Annotated in this window: 20 protein-coding genes; 12 read left to right on the top strand and 8 right to left on the bottom strand. The window is 68.7% G+C overall.

Annotated features, from left to right (window positions below; genetic code table 11):
- Nucleotides 1-161: 161 nt before the first annotated feature.
- The 3 genes from J2S76_RS11705 to J2S76_RS11695 all read left to right on the top strand — a co-directional run bounded on the left by J2S76_RS11705 (nucleotide 162) and on the right by J2S76_RS11695 (nucleotide 4,187).
- The gene (locus tag J2S76_RS11705; protein WP_307060770.1) at nucleotides 162-380 is read left to right on the top strand and encodes a winged helix-turn-helix transcriptional regulator; all 219 of its coding nucleotides are present in this window, start codon (nucleotides 162-164) and stop codon (nucleotides 378-380) included.
- A 112-nt stretch (nucleotides 381-492) separates the two neighbouring features.
- Nucleotides 493-2,457, top strand: coding sequence for a rhamnan synthesis F family protein (locus tag J2S76_RS11700; protein WP_307060623.1), 1,965 nt, complete (start codon nucleotides 493-495; stop codon nucleotides 2,455-2,457).
- Between the two features lie 56 nt (nucleotides 2,458-2,513).
- Entirely contained in the window at nucleotides 2,514-4,187 is a 1,674-nt protein-coding gene (locus J2S76_RS11695) for an NAD+ synthase (protein ID WP_307060622.1), read from the top strand.
- 6 nt (nucleotides 4,188-4,193) lie between these two features.
- On the opposite strand, the gene J2S76_RS11690 is transcribed toward J2S76_RS11695, so the two are convergent.
- Complete coding sequence (locus tag J2S76_RS11690; protein WP_307060621.1) at nucleotides 4,194-5,114, bottom strand: AEC family transporter; 921 nt, start codon at nucleotides 5,112-5,114, stop codon at nucleotides 4,194-4,196.
- Between the two features lie 147 nt (nucleotides 5,115-5,261).
- On the opposite strand from J2S76_RS11690, the gene J2S76_RS11685 reads away from it, so the two are divergent.
- Nucleotides 5,262-6,626: a glutamate--tRNA ligase gene (locus J2S76_RS11685; protein ID WP_307060620.1), complete on the top strand. Its 1,365-nt coding sequence runs from the start codon at nucleotides 5,262-5,264 to the stop codon at nucleotides 6,624-6,626.
- A gap of 160 nt (nucleotides 6,627-6,786) precedes the next feature.
- On the opposite strand, the gene J2S76_RS11680 is transcribed toward J2S76_RS11685, so the two are convergent.
- The gene (locus J2S76_RS11680; protein ID WP_307060619.1) at nucleotides 6,787-7,821 is read right to left on the bottom strand and encodes a DUF2865 domain-containing protein; all 1,035 of its coding nucleotides are present in this window, start codon (nucleotides 7,819-7,821) and stop codon (nucleotides 6,787-6,789) included.
- Between the two features lie 220 nt (nucleotides 7,822-8,041).
- On the opposite strand from J2S76_RS11680, the gene J2S76_RS11675 reads away from it, so the two are divergent.
- Nucleotides 8,042-8,578 (top strand): CreA family protein, encoded by a 537-nt coding sequence (locus tag J2S76_RS11675; protein ID WP_307060618.1) that lies wholly within the window; start codon nucleotides 8,042-8,044, stop codon nucleotides 8,576-8,578.
- Nucleotides 8,579-8,630: 52 nt separating this feature from the next.
- Here the strand turns inward: J2S76_RS11675 and J2S76_RS11670 are convergent, their stop codons facing one another.
- On the bottom strand, nucleotides 8,631-8,972 hold the full coding sequence (locus tag J2S76_RS11670) for a hypothetical protein (RefSeq protein ID WP_307060617.1): 342 nt from the start codon (nucleotides 8,970-8,972) through the stop codon (nucleotides 8,631-8,633).
- 258 nt (nucleotides 8,973-9,230) lie between these two features.
- On the opposite strand from J2S76_RS11670, the gene cysS reads away from it, so the two are divergent.
- Both cysS and J2S76_RS11660 read left to right on the top strand, forming a co-directional pair.
- Nucleotides 9,231-10,625 carry a cysteine--tRNA ligase gene (gene cysS / locus J2S76_RS11665; protein ID WP_307060616.1) on the top strand — a complete coding sequence of 465 codons (1,395 nt, stop codon included), beginning with the start codon at nucleotides 9,231-9,233 and terminating at the stop codon, nucleotides 10,623-10,625.
- Nucleotides 10,607-11,131 carry a GNAT family N-acetyltransferase gene (locus J2S76_RS11660; RefSeq protein WP_307060769.1) on the top strand — a complete coding sequence of 175 codons (525 nt, stop codon included), beginning with the start codon at nucleotides 10,607-10,609 and terminating at the stop codon, nucleotides 11,129-11,131. The genes cysS and J2S76_RS11660 overlap by 19 nt, the downstream gene beginning before the upstream one ends.
- 44 nt (nucleotides 11,132-11,175) lie before the next feature.
- Here the strand turns inward: J2S76_RS11660 and J2S76_RS11655 are convergent, their stop codons facing one another.
- Together J2S76_RS11655 and J2S76_RS11650 are read right to left on the bottom strand one after the other, a co-directional pair.
- A complete protein-coding gene (locus tag J2S76_RS11655; protein WP_307060615.1) occupies nucleotides 11,176-12,360 on the bottom strand; it encodes a linear amide C-N hydrolase in 1,185 nt (394 codons plus the stop codon).
- Between the two features lie 117 nt (nucleotides 12,361-12,477).
- Nucleotides 12,478-13,089: an LOG family protein gene (locus tag J2S76_RS11650; protein ID WP_465252851.1), complete on the bottom strand. Its 612-nt coding sequence runs from the start codon at nucleotides 13,087-13,089 to the stop codon at nucleotides 12,478-12,480.
- 176 nt (nucleotides 13,090-13,265) lie between these two features.
- Between J2S76_RS11650 and J2S76_RS11645 the strand changes: the two genes are divergently transcribed.
- The 4 genes from J2S76_RS11645 (at nucleotide 13,266) to pssA (ending at nucleotide 17,395) form a co-directional block, all read left to right on the top strand.
- Entirely contained in the window at nucleotides 13,266-13,631 is a 366-nt protein-coding gene (locus J2S76_RS11645) for an ArsR/SmtB family transcription factor (RefSeq protein ID WP_307060613.1), read from the top strand.
- Between the two features lie 94 nt (nucleotides 13,632-13,725).
- Nucleotides 13,726-15,654: an ABCB family ABC transporter ATP-binding protein/permease gene (locus tag J2S76_RS11640; protein WP_307060612.1), complete on the top strand. Its 1,929-nt coding sequence runs from the start codon at nucleotides 13,726-13,728 to the stop codon at nucleotides 15,652-15,654.
- A 137-nt stretch (nucleotides 15,655-15,791) separates the two neighbouring features.
- Nucleotides 15,792-16,490: a phosphatidylserine decarboxylase gene (locus tag J2S76_RS11635; RefSeq protein ID WP_038197213.1), complete on the top strand. Its 699-nt coding sequence runs from the start codon at nucleotides 15,792-15,794 to the stop codon at nucleotides 16,488-16,490.
- A 23-nt stretch (nucleotides 16,491-16,513) separates the two neighbouring features.
- Nucleotides 16,514-17,395, top strand: coding sequence for a CDP-diacylglycerol--serine O-phosphatidyltransferase (gene pssA, locus J2S76_RS11630; RefSeq protein WP_307060611.1), 882 nt, complete (start codon nucleotides 16,514-16,516; stop codon nucleotides 17,393-17,395).
- Nucleotides 17,396-17,552: 157 nt separating this feature from the next.
- On the opposite strand, the gene J2S76_RS11625 is transcribed toward pssA, so the two are convergent.
- Entirely contained in the window at nucleotides 17,553-17,786 is a 234-nt protein-coding gene (locus tag J2S76_RS11625) for a transferase (RefSeq protein ID WP_307060610.1), read from the bottom strand.
- Nucleotides 17,787-18,100: 314 nt separating this feature from the next.
- On the bottom strand, nucleotides 18,101-18,694 hold the full coding sequence (locus tag J2S76_RS11620; protein WP_307060609.1) for a protease inhibitor Inh/omp19 family protein: 594 nt from the start codon (nucleotides 18,692-18,694) through the stop codon (nucleotides 18,101-18,103).
- Nucleotides 18,695-19,009: 315 nt separating this feature from the next.
- Here J2S76_RS11620 and J2S76_RS11615 point away from each other — a divergent pair, with 315 nt between their 5' ends.
- Nucleotides 19,010-19,780 carry an SDR family NAD(P)-dependent oxidoreductase gene (locus tag J2S76_RS11615; protein WP_307060608.1) on the top strand — a complete coding sequence of 257 codons (771 nt, stop codon included), beginning with the start codon at nucleotides 19,010-19,012 and terminating at the stop codon, nucleotides 19,778-19,780.
- Between the two features lie 98 nt (nucleotides 19,781-19,878).
- Here the strand turns inward: J2S76_RS11615 and chrA are convergent, their stop codons facing one another.
- The gene (gene chrA, locus J2S76_RS11610) at nucleotides 19,879-21,042 is read right to left on the bottom strand and encodes a chromate efflux transporter (protein ID WP_307060607.1); all 1,164 of its coding nucleotides are present in this window, start codon (nucleotides 21,040-21,042) and stop codon (nucleotides 19,879-19,881) included.
- Nucleotides 21,043-21,073 lie beyond the last annotated feature (31 nt).

Raw genomic sequence — 21,073 nt, 5'->3', positions numbered from 1 at the left:
ATTCGCCGCGCCCGAAGCGGAGACAGGCGATGGCGAGGCGGCATCAGGATTATGCGTGCGGCGAGGGCTGCCCGGTCGAGGCGGCGCTGGAGATCATCGGCGCCAAATGGAAGGGCGGCATCGTCTATCACCTGCTCTCCGGCTAGGCGCGGTTCAGCGAGCTGGGCCGGCGCATGCCGAATATCACCGCGCGCATTCTCGCCAAGGCGCTGCGCGAGCTGGAGGCGGATGGGGTGATCGCCCGCACGGTCTACCCGACCCTGCCGCCGCAGGTGGGCTACCGGCTGAGCGAGGCGGGCGAGGACCTGCGCCCCGCTATTCTGGCTTTGCACCGTTGGGGCAGTCGCCCGCGCGGGGTGTTCGACATCGCGGCGGAATGACTTTGCGCGGCGAGGCTCTGGCCTTCGCCGGCCACCCTCATTAGAACGCCCGGAGCGCGGCGCCTCTGCGAAGCGCTCAGCACGATCGTCCGCATCGGCCCGCCGGAGTGTCATGACCCGTCCCGAGTCTTCCCCGCCGGAACTGGCATCGCCGGCCACCGATGGCCCGGCCAAGCGCGCGCGCTATTTCGTGCCCCGGCAGCGCAGCAAGCTGCGGCGCTGGATCACCGCGAACACCCAGAAGACCGGGCGCCGGATCGGCCGGCTGCTGTTCGACGCCGAGGGCCACCCCCGCGCCTTCCTGCGTTCGCTGCTGTTCGATGCCTATCAGCGCCCGCGCCCGGGGCTGGCGGGCGTCATCTTCAAGGAGCCCGGCCGGCCCCGGCGTCCCTTCGCCAACTGGCTGACAGGCTCGGACGCGACGCTGCCGCCGCTGGTCGCCGGCCTGCCGTTTCCGCCGCCCTCGGCGGGGCGCCGCTCGGTCGTGGTGGTGATCGAGAACAGCGCCGCCCCGGCCGCGCCGCTGCTGCGCCTGCTCGCCCGCGACCACGCGGTGGTGGTGCTGGTGCTCGATGGCGAGCCGGGCGGCGACGCCGGTCTGCAAGATGTCGCGGCCGTGCCGGTGCCGGTCGCCAGTGCGCGCGCCCCCCGCGCGGTGCTGCTCGACGCGCTGGCCTTCCGCGTCCGCCAGGACCGGCCGCTTTTCGCCGTCACGGTGGGGCTGGCGACCATCGACGCCGCCGACGCGCTGGAACAGCGCAACATTCCCGTGGTCGCGGTGATCGGTGCCGCCGATGCCGACCCGGCGCGGCACGAGACGCTCGGCCCGGCGCTGGAACTGGCGCTGGAGCGGGCCAGCGCCCTGGTGTTCCCCACGGCTGCCGCGCGCGAGGCGGCGCTGGCTTCCATGCCGCGCTTTGCCGCCCGCCGCCGGCTGGTGGCGGCGCAAGCGCCGCTGGAAGCGGGCGCGGCTGATGTGCTCGCCATCGGCCGCGAGATCGGCGAGGAACTGGACGGCGAGCTTTCCCTCATTCTGGCCACCGAGCCGGAGCGGCTGGAAATACTCGACATCCCGCGCGAGAACGACCCGCCGGGCGACGTCACCCGGGTGCAGAAGCTGGAGCGGCTGATCGCCGACTGGCGACGCAAGGCGCTGCTGAAGCGCCACCCCAACCGGCCGCCGCTGCGCCGGCCCTATTCCGGCTTTCACCCGCTCATCTATGCCGAGCACCACCCGGTGGCCTGCTTCGACCAGCGGCGCTACCCGCTGTCGCACTGGATCGAGCGCGGGCGCCCGCCGGGGCCATGGGCGCTGCCGGTGTTCGGGCCGCTGCCGGGCCCGCGCGCCAGCCAGCTGAAGAGCGCGCTGCACGGGCACTTCTTCTATCCCGACCTATTGCCGGAACTCCTCGACCGCCTGACGGTCAATGCCTCGCGCCCGGACCTCTTCCTGACCACGGACACGCCGGCCAAGGCGGACGAAGTGCGGGCGATGACGGTCGGCTATGCCGGCGGGGTGCAGATCGATGTCGTGCCCAATCTCGGCCGCGACATCGGCCCGTTCCTGACCGGGCTGCGCGCGGCGCTGACCGGGGGCGGCTATGACGTGTTCTTCCACGTGCACGGCAAGAAGACCAAGGGAAGGCGCCGTGCCATCGGCGATCCCTGGCGCCAATTCCTGTGGGAGAACCTGATCGGCGGCGCCCATCCCATGGTTGATACCGTGCTCGCCCGACTGGAAGCCAGCCCGGAGGTCGGGCTGGTTCATCCGGAGGATTCGCACCTGGTCAATTGGGCGCGCAACGACCGTATCGTCCAGGAGTTGCGGGAAGACCTGGCGCTGACCGAGCCGCTCGGCACCTATGTCGATTTTCCCGTCGGCAACATGTTCGCCATCCGTCCGGCGGCGCTGCGGTCCTTTCTCGCGCTCGGCCTGGAGTGGGAGGATTACCCGGCTGAGCCGATTCCGGACGACGGCACCCTCATGCACGGTCTGGAGCGGCTGCTGCCCATGGCCGCGCGGCAGGCCGGCTTCAGCACGCTCGCCGTGCGGGTGCCCGGCACCGACTGGGACTGAATCGCACCGGCGCGGCCGCGATTGCCGGCGCCGGAGGGGAAGGCTAAAGCACGCCCATGTCCAGTACGCCCGCCGACCAGCTTCTCATCGCCTTTGCCCAGCTCAACCCGGTGGTCGGCGATATCGCCGGCAATATGCGGCGTGTGCGTGAGGCGCGGGCGCTGGCGGGCGGGCAGGGGGCGGATCTCGTCGTCTTCACCGAGCTTTTCCTCGCAGGCTATCCCCCTGAGGACCTGGTGCTGAAGCCCGCCTTCCAGGCGGCATGCCGGCGCGCGGTGGAGGAACTCGCCGCTGAGACCGCCGATGGCGGGCCGGCGCTGCTTCTCGGTGCGCCGTGGGTCGAGGATGGCAGGCTCTACAATGCGGCGCTGCTGCTCGATGGCGGCGCGGTGGCGGCCACCCGCTTCAAGGTGGACCTGCCCACTTACGGCGTGTTCGACGAGAAGCGCCTCTTCACCCCCGGCCCGATGCCCGGGCCGATGGCCTTTCGCGGCGTGCGGCTCGGCGTGCCGGTGTGCGAGGATATCTGGTCGCCTGATGTGGTCGAGTGCCTGATGGAGACCGGGGCGGAAATCCTGCTCATCCCCAATGGCTCGCCCTATCGCCGCGACGTGCAGGACGCGCGGCTGAACGTCGCCGTGGCCCGCGTGGTCGAAAGCGGGCTGCCGCTGGCCTATGTCAACGCGGTCGGCGGGCAGGACGAGCTGGTGTTCGACGGCGGCTCCTTCGTGCTCAACGCCGATCGCTCGCTGCCGGTGCAGCTGCCGAATTTCCAGGAGCGGGTGCGGATCACCCGCTGGGAGCGCTGGGCCGATGGCTGGCGCTGCGAGGAGGGGGCCCGCGCGCCGCTGCTGGCGGGCGACGAGGCGGATTATGCCGCCTGCGTGCTCGGTCTGCGCGACTATGTCGAGAAGAATGGCTTTCCCGGCGTGGTGCTCGGGCTTTCCGGCGGCATCGATTCCGCCCTTGCCGCGGCGATGGCGGTGGACGCGCTGGGGCCGGCCCGCGTTCATGGCGTGATGCTGCCCTCCCGCTTCACCTCGGACGAATCGCTGGCGGACGCCGCCGCCGTCGCGCAGGCGCTGGGGCTGCGCTACGACATTCTGCCGATCGGGCAGGCAGTGGAAGCGCTGGAGCAGGGGCTGGCGCCGCTGTTCGCCGGGCGCGGCCGCGATGTGACCGAGGAGAACCTGCAGTCGCGGCTGCGCGGTACGCTCTTGATGGCGCTCTCCAACAAGTTCGGCGCCATGGTGGTGACGACAGGCAACAAGTCGGAGATGGCGACCGGCTATGCCACGCTCTATGGCGACATGAATGGCGGCTTCAACCCGCTGAAGGACCTCTACAAGACGCAGGTGTTTCGCCTGTGCGCCCTGCGCAACCGCTGGAAGCCGGCCGGAGCGCTGGGCCCGGACGGCGCGGTCATCCCCGACAACATCCTCACCAAGCCGCCGACCGCCGAGCTGCGCGAGAACCAGACCGACCAGGACAGCCTGCCGCCCTATGAGGTGCTGGACGCGATCCTGGAACGGCTGGTGGAGCGCGAAATGCCGCTCGACGCCATCATCACTGACGGCTTCGAGCCGGCGCTGGTGGCGCGGGTGGAGCGGTTGCTGACCCTCGCCGAATATAAGCGCCGGCAGGCCGCGCCGGGGGTGAAGGTGACGGCCCGCCATTTCGGCCGCGACCGGCGCTACCCCCTCACCAACCGGTTTCGCGAGGGGGCGTAGGCGCCGTCATCCCGCGAGGTGGCGGGCCAGCGAGATCCAGAGCGGCGCGGCGACGGCGAATCCCAGCACGCTGACGATGAGTGTCGACGAGGCGAGGCCGACATAGGTCTGTTCGCGCCCGGCAATGACGATTCCCGAGAAGGCGGGCGGCAGCGCGGCGAGCAGCACCACCTGCTCCAGATGGCTCCCGCCCACGCCGGCCGCGAGCGCCAGCGCCAGCATCGAGGCGGGCATCAGGCCGACCTTGACCACCGAATTCCAGATCACTTCGGTATTGAGCTGGAATTTGTGCGCGGAGAGCACAAGGCCGGCGGCGAACACGGCGACACCCGAAGTGGCATGGCCGATCAGCGCCAGCGGTGCCTGCAGCAGTTCGGGCATGCGGATGCCGGCGATGACGAGGACGACGGCGATCATCGGTGCCAGAACGACCGGCTCCTGGGCCGCCTTGACCAAAGCCGCCGCCGGCTTGGTGCCCTTGGGCGCGACGAAGAACATGCCGAGCGGAACCAGTATCACGTTCACGACCAACGCCACGATGGCGACACTAAGCGCCGCGCTGCCGCCGAACAGCGGCGAGAGCACCGCCATGCCGAGGAACCCGACGGTCGGGGCGCCCGCACTCAGCCCGGCGATTCCCGCCTCGCGGCGGTCGTGCCCGAACACGAAAAGCCCACCGAAGAAGGCGACGAAATACCAGAACAGCAGCACGGCCACGGATATGGTCAGCAGCCGCGTGTCGGAAAACAGTTCCTCGCGGGAGGAATTGGCGATTGAGACGAAGAGCAGGGCCGGCAGGCAATAGGTGAGGACGAGGTGATTGAAGCCGGAGGCCTGGGCCTGATCAAAGCTGGAGCGCTTTCCCGCGACATATCCAAGAGCGAGGACGAAGAAGATGGAGAAGATATCCTGGATGATCGGGGTCACGCGAAACTCCACTAACCAGCACCGCAGCGCCTTGGGTATAAAGTCGACCAGTGCAATCTCTCATCTGTGGCAGCCGAGGTAAAGCTATGGGCGGTGCGCGCGGCCCCGGCGCTTGCTCCGATGGGCTCTCCTCGGCGATAAGACGGCATGTCCGACACCGCTCCCGACACCCCGCCCGTCCTGCGCTTCGCGCCCTCGCCCACCGGCCTGCTGCATGTCGGCAACGCCCGGACAGCGCTCTACAACGCCCTCTATGCGCGGCAATGGGGCGGGACCTTCATCCTGCGCTATGACAACACCGACACGGCGCGCTCAACCGACGCCTTCGCCGAGGCGATCGCGCAGGATGTCGCCTGGCTCGGCCTCGCCCCGGACCGGGTGGAGCACCAGTCGCGGCGGCTGCCGCGTTACGATGAGGCCGTGGCGCGGCTGAAGGCGCTCGGCCGGCTCTACCCCGCCTATGAGACCGAGGACGAGCTGGAGGCGATGCGCCAGTCGCGGCGCCGGCGCGGCCTGCCGCCGGTCTATGACCGCGCGGCGCTGAAGCTCACCGACGCGGCCCGCGCGGCGCTGGAGGCCGAGGGCCGCCGCCCGCACTGGCGCTTTCGGCTCGACGGGCGGCAGGTGGTGTGGGACGACCTGGTGCGCGGCCGGCAGGGCGTCGACACCGCCACGCTTTCCGATCCCGTGCTGGTGCGCGAGGACGGGTCCTATCTCTACACGCTGACCTCGGTGGTTGACGATATCGACATGGGCGTGACCCATGTGGTGCGCGGCGAGGACCACGTCACCAATACCGGCGTGCAGATCGAGATCATCGAGGCGCTGGGCGGCTGGGTGCCGCGCTTCGGGCACCATAATCTTCTGGTGCTGCCGAGCGGGGAGGGGCTTTCCAAGCGGCTCGGCCATCTCTCGCTGCGGGCGCTGCGCGAGGAGGGTGAGGAGGCGCTGGCGGTGGCGAGCCTCGCCGTGCTCACCGGCACCTCGCTGGCAGTGGAGCCGGTAATCTCGCTGCAGGCGCTGGCGGCGAAGATCGACTTCGCGAAGATTTCCCGTGCCCCCGCCCGCTTCGACCCGGCCGAGCTTTCCGCGCTCACCGCCGCAACGCTGCACCATCTGCCGTTCGAGGCCGTGGCCGATCGCCTTGCCGCCTATGGCGTCGGCGGCGGCGAGGCGTTCTGGCAGGCGGTGCGCGGCAATCTCGCCCGGCTTAGCGAGGCCGCCGATTGGTGGCGCGTGGTCGAGGGGCCGATTGAGCCGGTGACGGCGGCGGAGGATGCGGCGTTTCTTGCCCAGGCGGCGTCGCTGCTGCCGGAGGGGGAATGGGACAGCGAGGTCTATCCGCGCTGGATCGCGGCGCTGAAGCCGGCGAGCGGGCGCGCGGGCCGGGCGCTGTTCCACCCGCTGCGCCTGGCGCTCACGGGCTGCGAGAGCGGGCCGGAAATGAAGGCGCTGCTGCCGCTGATCGGCCGCGAGAGGGCGGCGGCGCGGCTGCGGGGCGAGCGGGCGTAGGGCGTTGAATGCCGTCATCGCCGGGCGTGTCCCGGTCCTCCACGACTTTGACCGGGTGCGGGACAGAAGACGTGGATCTCCGGGTCAAGCCCGGGGATGACGAGCCGTCATGACGATCCCGGATTAACCTGCCGCCGTTCGGGGTGACGGGTGGCGGAGATCAGGGCTTCTTGGTCGCCGGCGGCGCGGCCGGGCGCGGCTGCGCCATTTCGCGCGAGGCATCCTCGGTGACGACGATGTCGCCCTTGCGCAGCGTGGGGTCTTCCTGGCCGGAAAGCGCCTTCGCCCAGCTCATGCCGGTGGGGCGGCAGGTGCAGGCGGCAACATATTCCTTCTTGAACAGCAGCGCGGTCGGCAGCGACATATAGGGCTGGCCGTTGATGCCCACCGCCTGGTTGATGTCCTCGCCGGGGTTGCGATAGGCGAACAGCCGCGCCTCGGTGCCGGGGCACTGGCGCTGGCACTGTTGTTCGTCCGAGCCGAACTTGGCCGGCGTCGCGGCGAAGGACACCGGGAAGAAAAAGCCGTCGCAGGTTCGCACGCACACTGTGCGATAGGTCGACACTTTCGGCATTTCCAGCGGCTGCACATCCAGCGGGCCGGTTTCGTCCGCTGGCACGCCGAAGAGCTGTTCGATGAAATTGCGCGGCCGGCGGTTCTGGTTGCCGTAATTGCCCCCGGCACCCTGACCGCTGCTCTGCCCGAGCGCGGCCTGATACTGGGCGCCGCAATTATTCTGGGCGAGGGCGTAGATGAGCTGGCGGCGCTGCTCATTATTGCCGCTCTGCTGCCCGCGCGCCTGCATCATGGTGCGGTCGAGGTTTGAGCGGGCCTGGGTGAGGCGGCGGTTGAGCGATTCGCACTGCGGCGGCAGCTGCGGCTGGAAGATGAGGAAGCCGCGCTTGTCGCAGCCGAGCTGGCGCACCTGGGCGGTAAGGTTGGCGATGTCCTGCTGCTGCTGGCCGATGGCGGCGCCGAGATCAGGCTGCCCGCCCTGGCCCCGGTCGAGCCCGGCAAGCTGGCCCTCCAGCCGGATGCAGGTGGAACGGTCGCCGCCGCCTTCATAGCCGCCGCCCTCATACCCCCCGCCGACGCTGCCGGGCGGATAATCCTGCGCGACCGCGAGGCCGGCCGGGGCAAGGAGCGCCGCAGCGATGAGGAGGCGGGCGGCGAGGCGGTGGCGGCGGAATGTCATCAAGGGAGACTGCAATCGCGATGGCGGACGGAAGCGGGTGTGCCGGAATCGGGCGAAGGTCGCAATGAGCACGGCAAGCTTGTCGAAAGTTTGAACCCGCTTTCGCCACCCGATGCAAGGGCGGGGCGCATGCTACCGGCCCGGCGCGGGGCCGGCGGGGCGTTGCGCGCCGGGCCGGCACCCCCATATGCGGGACGTTCCGATCGGAGTTCACATCCGCATGATCCGCGCCCCCCGCGTTCCCACCTTCCGCTCTCTCGCGCTTGCTGCCCTCGGGCTGGCCGCGGTCCTCGCCGCCGTCCCCGTGCAGGCACAGGAGCCGGACCTCATCTTCCGCAAGTCAACGGTGTGGAAATTCCTCACCCCCGACGACAAGCTCGCGACCTATGGCATTGACGATCCCGTCGTCGACGGCGTGGCCTGCCATTACACCGTGCCCGAGCGTGGCGGGGTGAAGGGCATGCTGGGGGTGGCCGAGGAAGTGTCGGACATTTCCATCGCCTGCCGGCAGATCGGCCCGATCAGCTTCAAGAGCAAGTTCGACCAGGGCGATATCGTCTATCGCGAGAGCCGTTCGCTGATCTTCAAGAAGATGCAGATCGTGCGCGGCTGCGACGCCAAGCGCAACGTGCTGGTTTATCTCGTCTATTCCGACAAGCTGATCGAGGGCAGCCCGAAGAACTCGACCTCGACCGTGCCGGTCATGCCCTGGGGCGCGACCAATGAGGCGCCCAAATGCGCCGACTATTTGAAGTGAGGCCGCTTTTGCGCGCCGGCTGAGCGCGCAAGCCTTTTGTGTGCGCAGGCGTTCAGCGCGCGCAGGTGATGGCGACGGCGCCCTGGCACGCATTGCCCTCGCAGGCGGCGGTGCGGACCGGGGCGGCGCCCGTCAGGCCCGGCTGGGCGTCCGAGCGCGCCACGCCGAAGCTGGTGGCGCGGCTGAAATCATGCACCCGGCACCACGCATCCGCCATCGCCTGGCCGCAGGGCGCGCCGGAGGCGATGCAGGTATCGATGCCATAGCCGTCGGAAAGGTCGACGCTGAAAATGGCTGATGTCTCGGCCGCCGGAGCAAGGCTCGGCGCAAGGCTTGGGGCCAGCGCCAAAGCGAGGGCGAGCAGGGACAGGCGCAGGCGCGGCATCGCGGTCATGGTGGGTGCGTTCTTTGGTGGCGACAAGGTGGCGGCAGGACAACGTGAATGTGGCGAAAAGGTTTGAATCGACCCTTAAAATTTTCGCCTGTTGTCCGCGTGGCGGCGAGATAGCCCCGCCTTCCGCACCCGTCAACTGCGGCACGCTGGCGGCATCGCGTGCGACGTTCCCTGCTCTGGCTTGACGCGGCCGGCCAAACGGACGACAGACGCGACGCCGCGCCTCATCGCGCGCGGCAGGATCCGGAAGGCACAGATATGTCGGGCACCAACGCGCAGGCGCTTCCCGAGCTCAAGCTCTACAACACGCTCACGCGGACGAAGGAGGTCTTCACCCCCCTCGATCCCGCGCATGTGCGGATGTATGTCTGTGGCCCGACCGTCTATGACTTCGCCCATATCGGCAATGCGCGCCCGGTGATCGTGTTCGATCTGCTCTACCGGCTGCTGCGCCACCTCTATGGCGCCGACCACGTCAAATATGTGCGCAACATCACCGACGTGGACGACAAGATCAACGCGCGCGCGGCCGCCGAGCATCCCGGCCTCGACCTCAACGAGGCGATCGCCAAGGTGACCTTCACCACCGAGGCGCAGTTCCACGACGATCTCGAAGCGCTCGGCGTGCTGCACCCCGATGTCGAGCCGCGCGCCACCGAGCACATCGCCGAAATGCGCCAGCTGATCGAGAAGCTGGTCGCGTCAGGCCATGCCTATGTCGCCGAGGACCATGTGCTGTTCTCGGTGCCCTCCATGCCCGATTACGGCAAGCTCTCCAACCGGCCGCTGGACGACATGCTGGCCGGCGCCCGGGTCGATGTCGCGCCTTACAAGAAGGACGCGATGGACTTCGTGCTGTGGAAGCCCTCCAAGCCCGGCGAGCCGGGCTGGCCCTCGCCGGCGGGCATCACGGTGCCCGGCCGGCCGGGCTGGCACATCGAGTGCTCCGCCATGTCGTGGAAGCATCTGGGCGAGACCTTCGACATCCATGGCGGCGGCATCGATCTCGTCTTCCCGCACCATGAGAACGAGGTGGCGCAGTCGCGCTGCGCCTTCCATTCCGGGCTGATGGCCAAGGTGTGGATGCATAACGGCTTCCTGCAGGTGGAAGGCGAGAAGATGTCGAAATCGCTCGGCAACTTCATCACCATCCGCCAGCTTCTGGCCGATTGGCCCGGCCCGGTGCTGCGGCTCAACATGCTGAAGACCCATTACCGCCAGCCGATCGACTGGACCGTGAAGGGGCTGGAGGAGAGCGCGAAGACGCTGGAGCAGTGGTTCGACGCAGCCGCCCCCGACGCCTATCCGCGCCCGGCGCCGGCGGTGCTGGAGGCTTTGGCCGACGATCTCAACACGCCGAAGGCGATCGCCGAGATGCACGCTTTGCGCGACCATGCCGGCAAGAAGGCGCTGGCGGGCACGCTCGCCTTCTTCGGCTTCGAGCCCGGCCCGCTGGAAGCCTGGGCGGCGGCGCGGGCGCCGGTGCTGACGATTGCCGCCGAGGAGGTCGAGGCCCGCATATCGGAGCGCATCGAGGCCCGCCGCAACCGCGACTGGGCCGCTTCCGACCGCATCCGCGACGAGCTGCTGGCGCTCGGCGTGGCGCTGAAGGACAACAAGGACGGCACCACCTCCTGGGAGCCGAAGCGGTGAGCAGCGCCAACCGGCCCCCGGCCGCCGCGCTGCGCCCGGCACTGCCGGGCGACGTGCCGATGCTCGCCGCCATTGCCGAGGCGGCGATCCTTGAATTGACCGGCGAGGATTATGATTCCGACCAGCAGGAAGCCTGGGCGGCGGCGGCTTCCGACGAGGAGGCGCTGGAGACGCGCCTCACGCAGCAGCTGACCCTCATCGCCACCCGCGACGGCGAGCCGGTGGGTTTCATCTCGCTCGCCGACAACCGGCTGATCGACATGCTCTATATCAGGCCGGAAGCGGTGGGCGAGGGCGTGGCGTCTCTGCTCTATGACGCCATCGAGCGGCTGGCCGGGGCGCGCGGCGCCAAGAGCCTGACGGTCGATGCCAGCGACACCGCGCTCGATTTCTTCAGCAAGCGCGGCTTCACCCCCAAGCAGCGCAACACCGTGTCGCTGGGCGGGGTGTGGCTCGGCAATACGACGCTGGAAAAGACGCTCGCGGCGCCCGACACCACCCATTGAAGGCAGGCGCCCGGAACATCGCTCCGGGCGCTTTTCTCACTCCATCAGGGCGCCTTGGCAGCGACGAGAGCGGCGGTGGCGTCGCCGGCCATGCCGTCCAGCGTCGCCAGCGGCAGCGAGAGCACCGCGTTGCCGGCCGCGAGCTTGGTGAGATCGAAGGTGCTGTAATTGAGCCCGCCATAGGTGCGGACATAGAGCACGCTGCGGTTGAGATCGGTCAGCGCGGTCCAGGAGGTGTACTCGCTGGTGAAAGGCGGGGAATCCTTGGTCGCGACCGCCGCGATGCCTTCATTGCCACCGGAGTTGGTGTCGATGGTGATGTCCTTGGGCCGGTCGAAATTGTTCATGATGTGGGCGAGCGTGCGCACCGCGTCGTCGGGCTTGGTCACCTTCTGCGCGTATTGCGAGTAATAGACCGCGCGCACGAAGCGCCCCACCGATGTGTTCGACGCCGGCAGTCCCGCCGTGGCGATGCCAGAATCGGGCTGGGCCACCTTCAGCGACCCGAACTGGCCGCTCGACTGATCGACATTGCTGAGGAAGGTGTAATTGTTGAGGTTGGTGAGATGCCAGGGCAGTTCGGGCCCGTTGGTCATCACCCCCACCGGGTTGTCGTAGACGGTCTGCTTGCCATTGGCGAACTCGATGACGATCGAAGCACCGCTGCGGTCGTGCAGCACATAGTGGAAGGGCGACTTGGCGTTGCCGAGCACGGCCAGCGGGGCGAGCAGCACCGGCTGGCTGGCGAGCGCGGCCTTCACCTCGGCCACGTCCTGGAACTGCCCGAGCGTCCAGGAGCCGAGATCGATGGCGGAGAGCGCCGCCTTGGTCATCTCGAAGGCGTGGGTGGGCCCGGCGGCACCGGCGAAGGCGAGCAGGCTGAAGGTGAGGCCCTTCTCGTTGAAGCCCTCGACGATCTTCAGATCGTCCAGCGAGCCGTCCGGCACGGTGATCGCCAGCATGCGGTACTTGGTGGTGTAGGCGAGCGCGGCGGCACCGGCGGCAGCGGTCGACGCATAGCGCTGGCCGGCGGGGAGATAGGTCACCCGGTAGGGAAGCTCCATCGCCAGTTCCAGCGTGCGGCCGAAATAGACCCCGCCATTGGCGTCGCGATAGATCAGCGAGGTGCAGGCCTGCGCGCTCGGCGCGACGGCGAGGGTGAGCGAGAGGCAGGCCGCAGGCAGCAGCCGTGCGAGGGAGCGGCGGGCGGTAAAGCTGGAAAACGACATGATGAACTCGTGCGAGCCGGGACGGCGACGGCTCTTGAATACCGTCACGGGCCGCGCAACGCCATCGCCCGCCGCATCACGAAAGCCGGAGGCGGCCGGCTCGCAAAGGCCGCCGCCTCACATCCGGTCGAGCACGCGTTCTTCGGCCTCGCCATGGAGCTCGCCCTCGCCGAGATGGGCGACGGCGGTGTGCAGCTTCGGCAGCACGGCGCGCACATTATGCGCCACCAGCAGCTTCACCGGGCGGGCGATGTTGACGAAGCCGGTCGACTGCATGTGGTCCAGCAGGGTCAGCAGCGGGTCCCAGAAATTGGCGATGTTGAGCACCATCACCGGCTTGGAATGCCGGTTGAGCTGGACCCAGGTGAGCTGTTCGATCAGTTCCTCCAGCGTGCCGATGCCGCCGGGCAGGGCGATGAAGGCGTCCGCCCGCTCGAACATCAGCCGCTTGCGCTCATGCATGTCGCGGGTGACGATCAGCTCATGGGCATGGTCGAAGGCCTGTTCCTTGCCGATCAGGAAATCGGGGATGATGCCCGTCACCTTGCCGCCCGCTTCCGCGCAGGCGCGGGCGGTGGCGCCCATCAGCCCGACGCCGCCGCCGCCATAGACGAGGCGGATACCCTCGGCCGCGAGCAGGCGCCCGAGCGCGATGGCGGTTTCGAGATAGACGGCATCGGCTCCCGTGGCCGCACCGCAATAGACGCATATGCTCTTGATCTTTGTCATGGACACCATGTTGCACCGCAGCACGGGCGGGTTCAAGCATTCAGATTACCATCACATAGCATCGCCCGCCTTCGGGTGCAAATGGCGGGGCGGGCCATCCGGTTCCATGCAGCGCCCGCCGGGCGGCTGAGGGGCGCTGTCTTGAAATCATCGTCTATCGACGATAAACGATGGCGATGAACCCTGCAGATGCCACCATTGACGCCGACGAATTGCTGGCGCTGCGCCTGCGCGCGTTGGCGCATCCGGCGCGGCTCGCCATTCTCCGGGCGCTGGCGCAGACGGAGCGCTGCCAGTGCGGGCAGATCGTGCGCGGGCTCACTTTGGCGCAGTCCACCGTCTCGCAGCACCTCAAAGTGCTGAAGGAGGCGGGACTGATCACCGGCACCATCGAGGGGCCCCGCTCCTGCTACTGCCTCGATCGCGAGACGGTGGCCATGCTGGCCGACGAATTGCTGCCGCTGCTGGATCTGCTCGCCGCCGCGCCGGCGCAGGGGAGCGGGGCGGACAACCCTGATCCGCGCGCCGACGCACTGGTCTGAGCGCGCCCCGTCACCATCTGCGTGACGACCATGAACGTATGTAAGACGTGAATCGGGCGCCTGCCGCCCGCGAGTGAGAAGAACGGAAAGTCGCATGTCCGCACCGCAGGGCGCCGCCGCCGCGCCCGCCTCCAAAGCCTCCGAGATCAATCCACGCGGCAGCCTGCTGGTCGCGCTCAAGGGGCTGTGGCCCTATCTCTGGCCGGCCGACCGGGCGGATCTGCGCACCCGCGTCGTCTGGGGGCTGCTGCTGCTGGTGCTGGCCAAGATCGCCACCATGTCCACGCCCTTCTTCTTCAAATGGGCGACGGACGCGGTGGCGGAAGGCGAGGGCGCGCGCATCTCCACCGACGCCATCGCCTGGCTTGTCGCCGGCCCGCTGATGCTCACGCTCGCCTATGGCGGCTCGCGCATCGTCATGGCGAGCCTGACGCAGTGGCGCGACGGGCTGTTCGCAAAGGTGGCGATCCATGCGGTGCGCCGGCTGGCGCTGGAAACCTTCCAGCACATGCACGCGCTGTCGCTGCGCTTCCATCTGGAGCGCAAGACCGGCGGCCTGACGCGGGTGCTGGAGCGTTCGCGCGAGGGTATCGAGACCATCGTGCGGATGCTGGTGCTGCATCTGGGGCCGACCATCCTTGAATTCGCGATGGTGATCGGCGTGCTGTTCTGGCAGTTCGACTGGCGCTATGTGGCAGCCACCATCGGTATGATCCTCGCCTATACGCTCTTCACCTTCGTGATGACCGAGTACCGCATGGGCATCCGCGCGGCGATGAACGAGAGCGACACCGACGCCAACGCCAAGGCGGTGGACAGCCTGCTCAACTACGAGACGGTGAAGTATTTCGGCGCTGAATCGTGGGAAGCCGAGCGCTATGACCGTTCCATGGCCCGCTATGAGCGCGCCACCGTCACCACCCACACCTCGCTGGCCTGGCTCAATGCCGGGCAGGCGGCGATCTTCACCCTCGGCCTCACCGCGGTGATGGCGCTGTGCGTGATGGACATCCGCGCCGGGCGGCAGTCGGTGGGCTCCTTCGTCATGGTCAACGCCATGATGATCCAGCTCTACCAGCCGCTGAACTTCCTCGGCATGATCTATCGCGAGATCAAGCAGTCGCTGATCGACATCGAGGCGATGTTCACCATCCTCGCCCGCTCGCCGGAGATCCGCGACCGGCCCGGCGCGCCGGCGCTGGAGATGAAGGGCGGCACGGTGCGCTTCGAGGATGTGCGCTTTTCCTATGATCCCGAGCGCGAAATCCTCAAGGGCGTCAGCTTCGAGGTGCCGGCCGGGCGCACGGTGGCGATCGTCGGCCCGTCCGGGGCCGGCAAGTCGACCATTTCGCGGCTGCTCTACCGCTTCTACGACATCAGCGCCGGCCGCATCCTGGTCGACGGGCAGGATGTGCGGGAGGTGTCGCAGGCCAGCCTGCGCGCCGCCATCGGCATGGTGCCGCAGGACACGGTGCTGTTCAACGACACGCTCGGCTACAACATCCGCTACGGCCGCGCCGGTGCCTCGGACGAGGAGGTGGCGCGCGCCGCGGAACTGGCGCAGATCGACGGCTTCGTGCGCCGCACGCCGAAGGGCTACGCGACCGAAGTCGGCGAGCGCGGGCTCAAGCTCTCCGGCGGCGAGAAGCAGCGCGTTGCCATCGCCCGTACCATCCTCAAGGACCCGCCCATTCTGATTCTCGACGAGGCGACCTCGGCGCTGGACAGCCACACCGAGCGCGAGATCCAGGACGCGCTGGAGCGCGTCTCGCGCGGGCGCACCACGCTGGTCATCGCCCATCGCCTCTCCACCGTGGTCGGGGCCGACGAGATCATCGTGTTGCAGCATGGCCGCATCGCCGAGCGCGGCACCCATGGCGAACTCATGGAGCGCGAGGGCCTCTATCATTCCATGTGGGAGCGCCAGCGCGAGGCCGAGCGGGCCATCGAGACGCTTAAGGCCGCCGGCGAGGTGGACGACGAGGCGGTGCCGGCAGGTACGGCGGATGCCGTCCCGGCCTGAGGCCGATGGCGGCGCGCGGGCGGCCTCTGCGGAACCATGTCGCGCATCCGGCATTTGACGGGCGGGCCGGCGCGCCCTACCTCTCGGCGCAAGGACCCGGCGCGTGACCCATGGGCACCGGGCAGAAAGGCCAGTTGATGTCCGTCCTCGATTCCATCCGCAGCGGCCTCGCCCCCATTCACCGGGAGGGCTATCCGTTCGTCCTGATCGGCGCCGGCGTTTCGGCGCTGTTTTTGTGGCTGTTTGCGCCGCTGGGCTGGATCTGCGTGCTGATCACGCTGTGGATCTGCTATTTCTTCCGCGATCCCGAACGGGTGACGCCGGTGCGGGAGGGGCTTGTCGTCTCCCCCGCCGATGGCCGCGTCTGCCTTGTCGGGCCAGCGGTGCCGCCGGCCGAGCTCGGCCTCGGCGACATGCCGCTGCCGCGCGTGTGCATCTTCATGAATGTGTTCGACGTGCATGTGAACCGGGCGCCTCTGGCCGGCCGGATCACCCGCATCGCCTATCGGCCGGGGAAGTTCCTCAATGCCGATCTCGACAAGGCGAGCGAGGACAATGAGCGCAGCGGCATGGTGCTCGACACCGCCATCGGCGCGGTGGGCGTGGTGCAGATCGCCGGGCTGGTGGCGCGCCGCATTGTCAGCTTCGTGCGCGAGGGCGACCTGCTGGCGCCGGGCGAGCGCTTCGGGCTGATCCGCTTCGGCTCGCGGGTCGATGTCTACCTGCCGCTCGGCACCCGCCCGGCGGTGGCCGAGGGCCAGCGCGCCATTGCCGGCGAAACCGTTCTTGCGGACCGCGCCGCCATCGGCACCGAGCCGACATTCCGCATCGATTGAGTGTTCCAACCCGCGAGCGTGCGATGGCCGACCTCTTCTCTCCCTTTGAGCCCGATGCGCCGGAGCCGCCGCGCCGGCGCTTTCAGGCGGTGCCGTTTCGGCTGCTTCTGCCGAACCTGGTGACGCTGCTGGCGCTGTGCGCCGGCCTCACCGGCATTCGCATGGCGATCGAGGGGCGGCTGGAACTGGCGCTCGGCGCCATCGTGCTGGCGGCGGTGCTGGACGGGCTCGACGGCCGGCTGGCGCGGATGCTGCACGGCACCTCGCGCTTCGGGGCGGAACTGGACAGCCTCTCCGACTTCGTGTGCTTCGGCGTGGCGCCGGGGCTGGTGCTATATATGTGGGGGCTGGAGACGCTGGGCTCGGTCGGCTGGATCGCCGCTCTCGCCTTCGCGATCTGTGCCGCCCTGCGCCTCGCCCGCTTCAACGTGATGCTGGAAGACCCCAACAAGCCGCCCTTCGCCGGGGATTTCTTCACCGGCGTTCCCGCGCCGGCCGGGGCGATCTGCGTGCTGCTGCCGGTCTATCTGGAACTGGTGGGCCTGCCGCGCCTCGTCGCCTCGCCGGCGGTGGCGGCGTTCTATTGCCTGGCGATCGCGCTGCTCATGGTCTCGAAGCTGCCGGCCTTTTCCGGCAAGCGGCTCGGCGCCCGCATTCCCCGCGACAAGGTGATGCCGCTTTTCATCTGCGTGGTGCTGTTCGTGGCGGTGCTGGTGACATGGCCGTGGGCGGTGCTCTCCGTCATCTGCGTCGCCTATCTCGCGGCGATGCCGTTCTCGGTGATGCGCTACAATCAGCTGTCGCGGGCCTATGAGGCGCGGCTCGCCCATGCACACCCCGCCGAGCGTCACCCGGCGCCGGGGGCTGGCGGCACGCAGGACGACCGGCCCGGCCCGCTCAACTAGAGCCCTTTCCGATCAGGTGGAATTACCTGATCGATCAGAAAGTGATTTGCATTCAATAAGATGGAGCATTTTCTCGTCGCGAAAGTCTGTCAACTTTCGCGGAAAATGCACTAGCGGCGGGGGCCTGGACGCCCGCGCGAAACGGGAATGCCCGCGCTCAGCGGGCGCGGCCCTTCATCGCCTCAACCCGCGCGGCCAGCGGCGCGGCGGGAAAGGCCTGCCGCAAAAGCCGCAGTGCCTCGGCGTCCGAGCCGGGGCGGGCAAGGTCAAGATGCTGGGACATAAGCTGCGCCACGGTCGCGGGCTCGCGCTTGAAGGCGATGCGGGTGTCGGCCTCGCGCAGCGGGCCAGGCGCCGGAATCTTCACTGTCACGCTCGCAGACTGCAGCATCACAACATCCTCCGATCGCCATCTCGAATCAATCGGCTTTCCTCATGGATAAAATGAGGGCCATCATCTCCAAACGCACGAACAAAATTTGCGTTCCCATTCTTGTGAACGCGCCTGTGGCCAAGTTCTCACAGTGCTAGCCTGGCCGCCATACGAGACACTACGAAGACGAGAGCACGATATTCTCGCCTCAGGGCGAGAATTGCCGGGTCGAACGGTATTCGTCGGTGGGAAGAATTTTGGGGCCGTGCGGCCGGCTACGCTGGCTCGGCGCCGAAATGACCGGAGACGTCCGGTCATTTCACGCAGGCGGATCAGGTGCGGGTGAGCGTCACCTTGGCGCCGTCACCGGTGGCGACGCCATCATACTGGCCAGCGCCAGCGGGCTGCAGACGCGCCGTGACCTTGCCGACATGGTTCTGCAGGACGATTTCGTTGCCCCACACATCCCAGCCCTTGGTCATGAAGATATCGTTCGGGCAGTCGACATCAGCGGTGGCGGCAAAGCCGGACATGCCGCGATCGGTGGAGAGCGTGACCTTGCAGGTCTTCTGGCCCTCGTCCCAGCTGAAATTCCACGTGCCGGCCAACTGGGTGCGCGCGGCGCCCGGCTCGGCATAGGCGACGCCGCCCGGCGCGGTGGCCGGCGGCGGGGCGAGCGCGACCTGCGAAGCCCTCGTCGGCGAGGTTGGCGTGACGGCGGCGGCGGCCGTGGCGGCCGTGGCGCCATAGGTGGTGGGGGCGGGCGCCGCGACGGGCGAGCTTTCCACCGAGCCCGAGGGGGCCGGGGTGATCTGGCTGGTTTCGACCGGGCTCGCTGCCTTGTCGCCGAACCCGTCGAGCACGGTGCTGCAGCCGCCCAGCAGCAGGGCGGTTGCGGACGTGATGACGACGGCGGTGAACTTCATCGGCGCTGTACCTCTTGCCCGGCAAAACCCGCCGGACATTTCCTGAATTCTACACGGCGCGACGCCGCTTCCGGCATTCGCACTATCCCTGCCACCCGCCCTGTTTCCTCGGGGAAGATGGCATCAGCGTGACCCCAACGCCTAACGGCGCCGCCACGCCTTCTCCCAAGGGACATTTGGCGTGCTTATGCTCAATGAAAGCTTAATGCCTCGCCCCCGCCAGGCACCAGCGGCGTGTCGCGGCCCATCCCGCATCGCCCGTTCAGTTTTGTCGAAAATTGTTCTATGTGCGTTGCAGCGAAAAGGAGCTGCGCCATGTACCAGATGCTGGATCCCGCCACCCTGCGTGTCCTTGTCACCGGAGCCACCTCCGGTATCGGCGCCGCCACCGCCCGGCGCTTCGCGCTGGCGGGCGCCCGCGTCGTCGGCACCGGCCGCCGCGCCGACCGCCTGATCGCGCTGCGCGATGAGCTTGGCGGCCATTTCCACCCCCTCGAAGTGGATGTGCGCGACAATGACGCGCTGGTGGCGGCGCTGGCCGGCGTGCCGGAGGCCTTCGCCCCGTTCAACGTGGTGTTCGCCAATGCCGGCCTGGCGCTTGGCCTGGAGCCGGCCCAGGCAGCCAGCCTCAAGGACTGGGACGACATGGTCGAGACCAACATCAAGGGCCTGCTCTACACCATCCGCGCGACGCTGCCGGCGATGGTGGAGGCCAAGGAGGGGCATGTGCTGTTCACTGGCTCGGTGGCCGGCGACTATCCCTATCCCGGCGGCAACGCCTATGGCGCCACCAAGGCCTTCGTGAAGCAGTTCGCGCTGAACCTGATTTCCGACGTCGCCGGAACCGGCGTGCGCGTCACCAATATCGAGCCGGGCATGGTCGAGACCGAGTTCTCGCTGGTGCGCTTCCATGGCGATGCCGCCAAGTCGGAGAACGTCTATGCCGGCACCGAGGCGATGACCGCCGAGGATATTGCCGAGCAGGTGTTCTTCGCCTCCACCCTGCCGCGGCGCGTCAACATCAACCGCATCCAGGCCTTCGCCACCTGCCAGAGCTTCGCGCCGTTCAAGGTCTCGCGCGGCTGAGAGCTGCGGGCTGCGGAAGCTCTTAGCTAAGAACGGCGCCGCCGAGGGCGGCGCAGCTCTTTGGAGAAGGATGGCGCCGCCGAGGGCGGCGCAGCTCTTTAGAGAAGGATGGCGCCGCCGAGGGCGGCGCCGGCGACCACTGCCCAGGCTGGCACCCGCCACAGCGCCAGCGCCAGATAGGCGAGCAGGGCCAGCGCGAAGGCGCGGGGCGAGGTGAGGCTCGACGTGATCACCGGGTCCCACAGCGCCGCGCCGAGCAGGCCGACCACGGCCGCATTGACCCCGGCGAGGCCATCGCGCACCCGCCGGTTCGCCGCCAGCCGGGTCCAGAAGCGCAGCGCCGCATAGACCAGCAGCGCCGAGGGCAGGAACGCGGCCACCAGCGCCAGCAGCCCGCCAGCCACACCATTGGGCGGCACCGGCATCATGGCGCCGACATAGGCGGCGAAGCTGAACAGCGGCCCCGGCACGGCCTGCGCCGCGCCATAGCCGGCGAGGAAGACCTCGCGCGTGAGCCCGCCGGGCCGCACCAGTTCCGCCTCGATCAGCGGCAGCACCACATGGCCGCCGCCAAACACCAGCGCCCCGGCACGGTAGAGCGTGTCGAACAGCGCGACGCCGGCGCTGCCGGTGGCCTGCGCCAGCAGCGGCAGACTGACAAGCAGGAGGGCGAACAGCGCGAAGGCGATCAGCGAGGCGGTCCGGCCCGGCAGGTAGTGCCCGCTGGGTTCGCGCACCGCCGCGCCGTCCAGTCGGATGAAGGCGAGGCCGGCGAGAGCGCCGCCGGCAATCACGCCGATCTGGCCAAAGGCACCCGGCAGCAGGGCCGCCACAGCCGCCCCGACGAGGGCGAGGCTGCGGCGCGGCCGATCCGGGCAGAGGTTCTTCGCCATGCCGAGCACGGCGTCGGCGACGATGGCGACCGCCGCCACTTTCAGCCCGTCAAGCCATCCCCCGCCAATGCCGGCGGCGTCGGCTTGCATGACGCCATAGGCGAAGGCGAGCATGAGCAGCGCCGAGGGCAGGGTGAAGCCCAGCCACGCCGCCGCCATGCCGGCCGGTCCGGCGCGCATCAGCCCCACCGCCATGCCGACCTGGCTGGAGGCGGGACCCGGCAGGAACTGGCAGAGAGCGACGAGGCTGGCATAGCTCTCCTCGCTCAGCCATCGGCGCCGCTTGACCAGATCGTCGCGAAAGAAGCCGAGATGCGCCACCGGGCCGCCGAACGAGGTCAGGCCGAGACGCAGAAAGGCGAGGAACACCTCAACCGGTGTTCCTTTATCCGTAGGGGCA

The sequence above is a fragment of the Ancylobacter vacuolatus genome, assembly GCF_030813595.1.
In the GTDB taxonomy this organism is placed as follows: domain Bacteria; phylum Pseudomonadota; class Alphaproteobacteria; order Rhizobiales; family Xanthobacteraceae; genus Ancylobacter; species Ancylobacter vacuolatus.
This window is presented reverse-complemented; position numbering and strand designations above follow the sequence as displayed.

Bases quoted from the DNA above. Each gene is read 5' to 3' on its own strand.
- J2S76_RS11700 (WP_307060623.1), top strand. From the start codon at position 493: ATGACCCGTCCCGAGTCTTCCCCGCCGGAACTGGCATCGCCGGCCACC.
- J2S76_RS11695 (WP_307060622.1), top strand. From the start codon at position 2,514: ATGTCCAGTACGCCCGCCGACCAGCTTCTCATCGCCTTTGCCCAGCTC.
- J2S76_RS11685 (WP_307060620.1), top strand. From the start codon at position 5,262: ATGTCCGACACCGCTCCCGACACCCCGCCCGTCCTGCGCTTCGCGCCC.
- J2S76_RS11680 (WP_307060619.1), bottom strand. From the start codon at position 7,821: ATGACATTCCGCCGCCACCGCCTCGCCGCCCGCCTCCTCATCGCTGCG.
- J2S76_RS11675 (WP_307060618.1), top strand. From the start codon at position 8,042: ATGATCCGCGCCCCCCGCGTTCCCACCTTCCGCTCTCTCGCGCTTGCT.
- J2S76_RS11670 (WP_307060617.1), bottom strand. From the start codon at position 8,972: ATGACCGCGATGCCGCGCCTGCGCCTGTCCCTGCTCGCCCTCGCTTTG.
- cysS (WP_307060616.1), top strand. From the start codon at position 9,231: ATGTCGGGCACCAACGCGCAGGCGCTTCCCGAGCTCAAGCTCTACAAC.
- J2S76_RS11655 (WP_307060615.1), bottom strand. From the start codon at position 12,360: ATGTCGTTTTCCAGCTTTACCGCCCGCCGCTCCCTCGCACGGCTGCTG.
- J2S76_RS11650 (WP_465252851.1), bottom strand. From the start codon at position 13,089: ATGACAAAGATCAAGAGCATATGCGTCTATTGCGGTGCGGCCACGGGA.
- J2S76_RS11645 (WP_307060613.1), top strand. From the start codon at position 13,266: ATGAACCCTGCAGATGCCACCATTGACGCCGACGAATTGCTGGCGCTG.
- J2S76_RS11640 (WP_307060612.1), top strand. From the start codon at position 13,726: ATGTCCGCACCGCAGGGCGCCGCCGCCGCGCCCGCCTCCAAAGCCTCC.
- J2S76_RS11635 (WP_038197213.1), top strand. From the start codon at position 15,792: ATGTCCGTCCTCGATTCCATCCGCAGCGGCCTCGCCCCCATTCACCGG.
- pssA (WP_307060611.1), top strand. From the start codon at position 16,514: ATGGCCGACCTCTTCTCTCCCTTTGAGCCCGATGCGCCGGAGCCGCCG.
- J2S76_RS11625 (WP_307060610.1), bottom strand. From the start codon at position 17,786: ATGCTGCAGTCTGCGAGCGTGACAGTGAAGATTCCGGCGCCTGGCCCG.
- J2S76_RS11620 (WP_307060609.1), bottom strand. From the start codon at position 18,694: ATGAAGTTCACCGCCGTCGTCATCACGTCCGCAACCGCCCTGCTGCTG.
- J2S76_RS11615 (WP_307060608.1), top strand. From the start codon at position 19,010: ATGTACCAGATGCTGGATCCCGCCACCCTGCGTGTCCTTGTCACCGGA.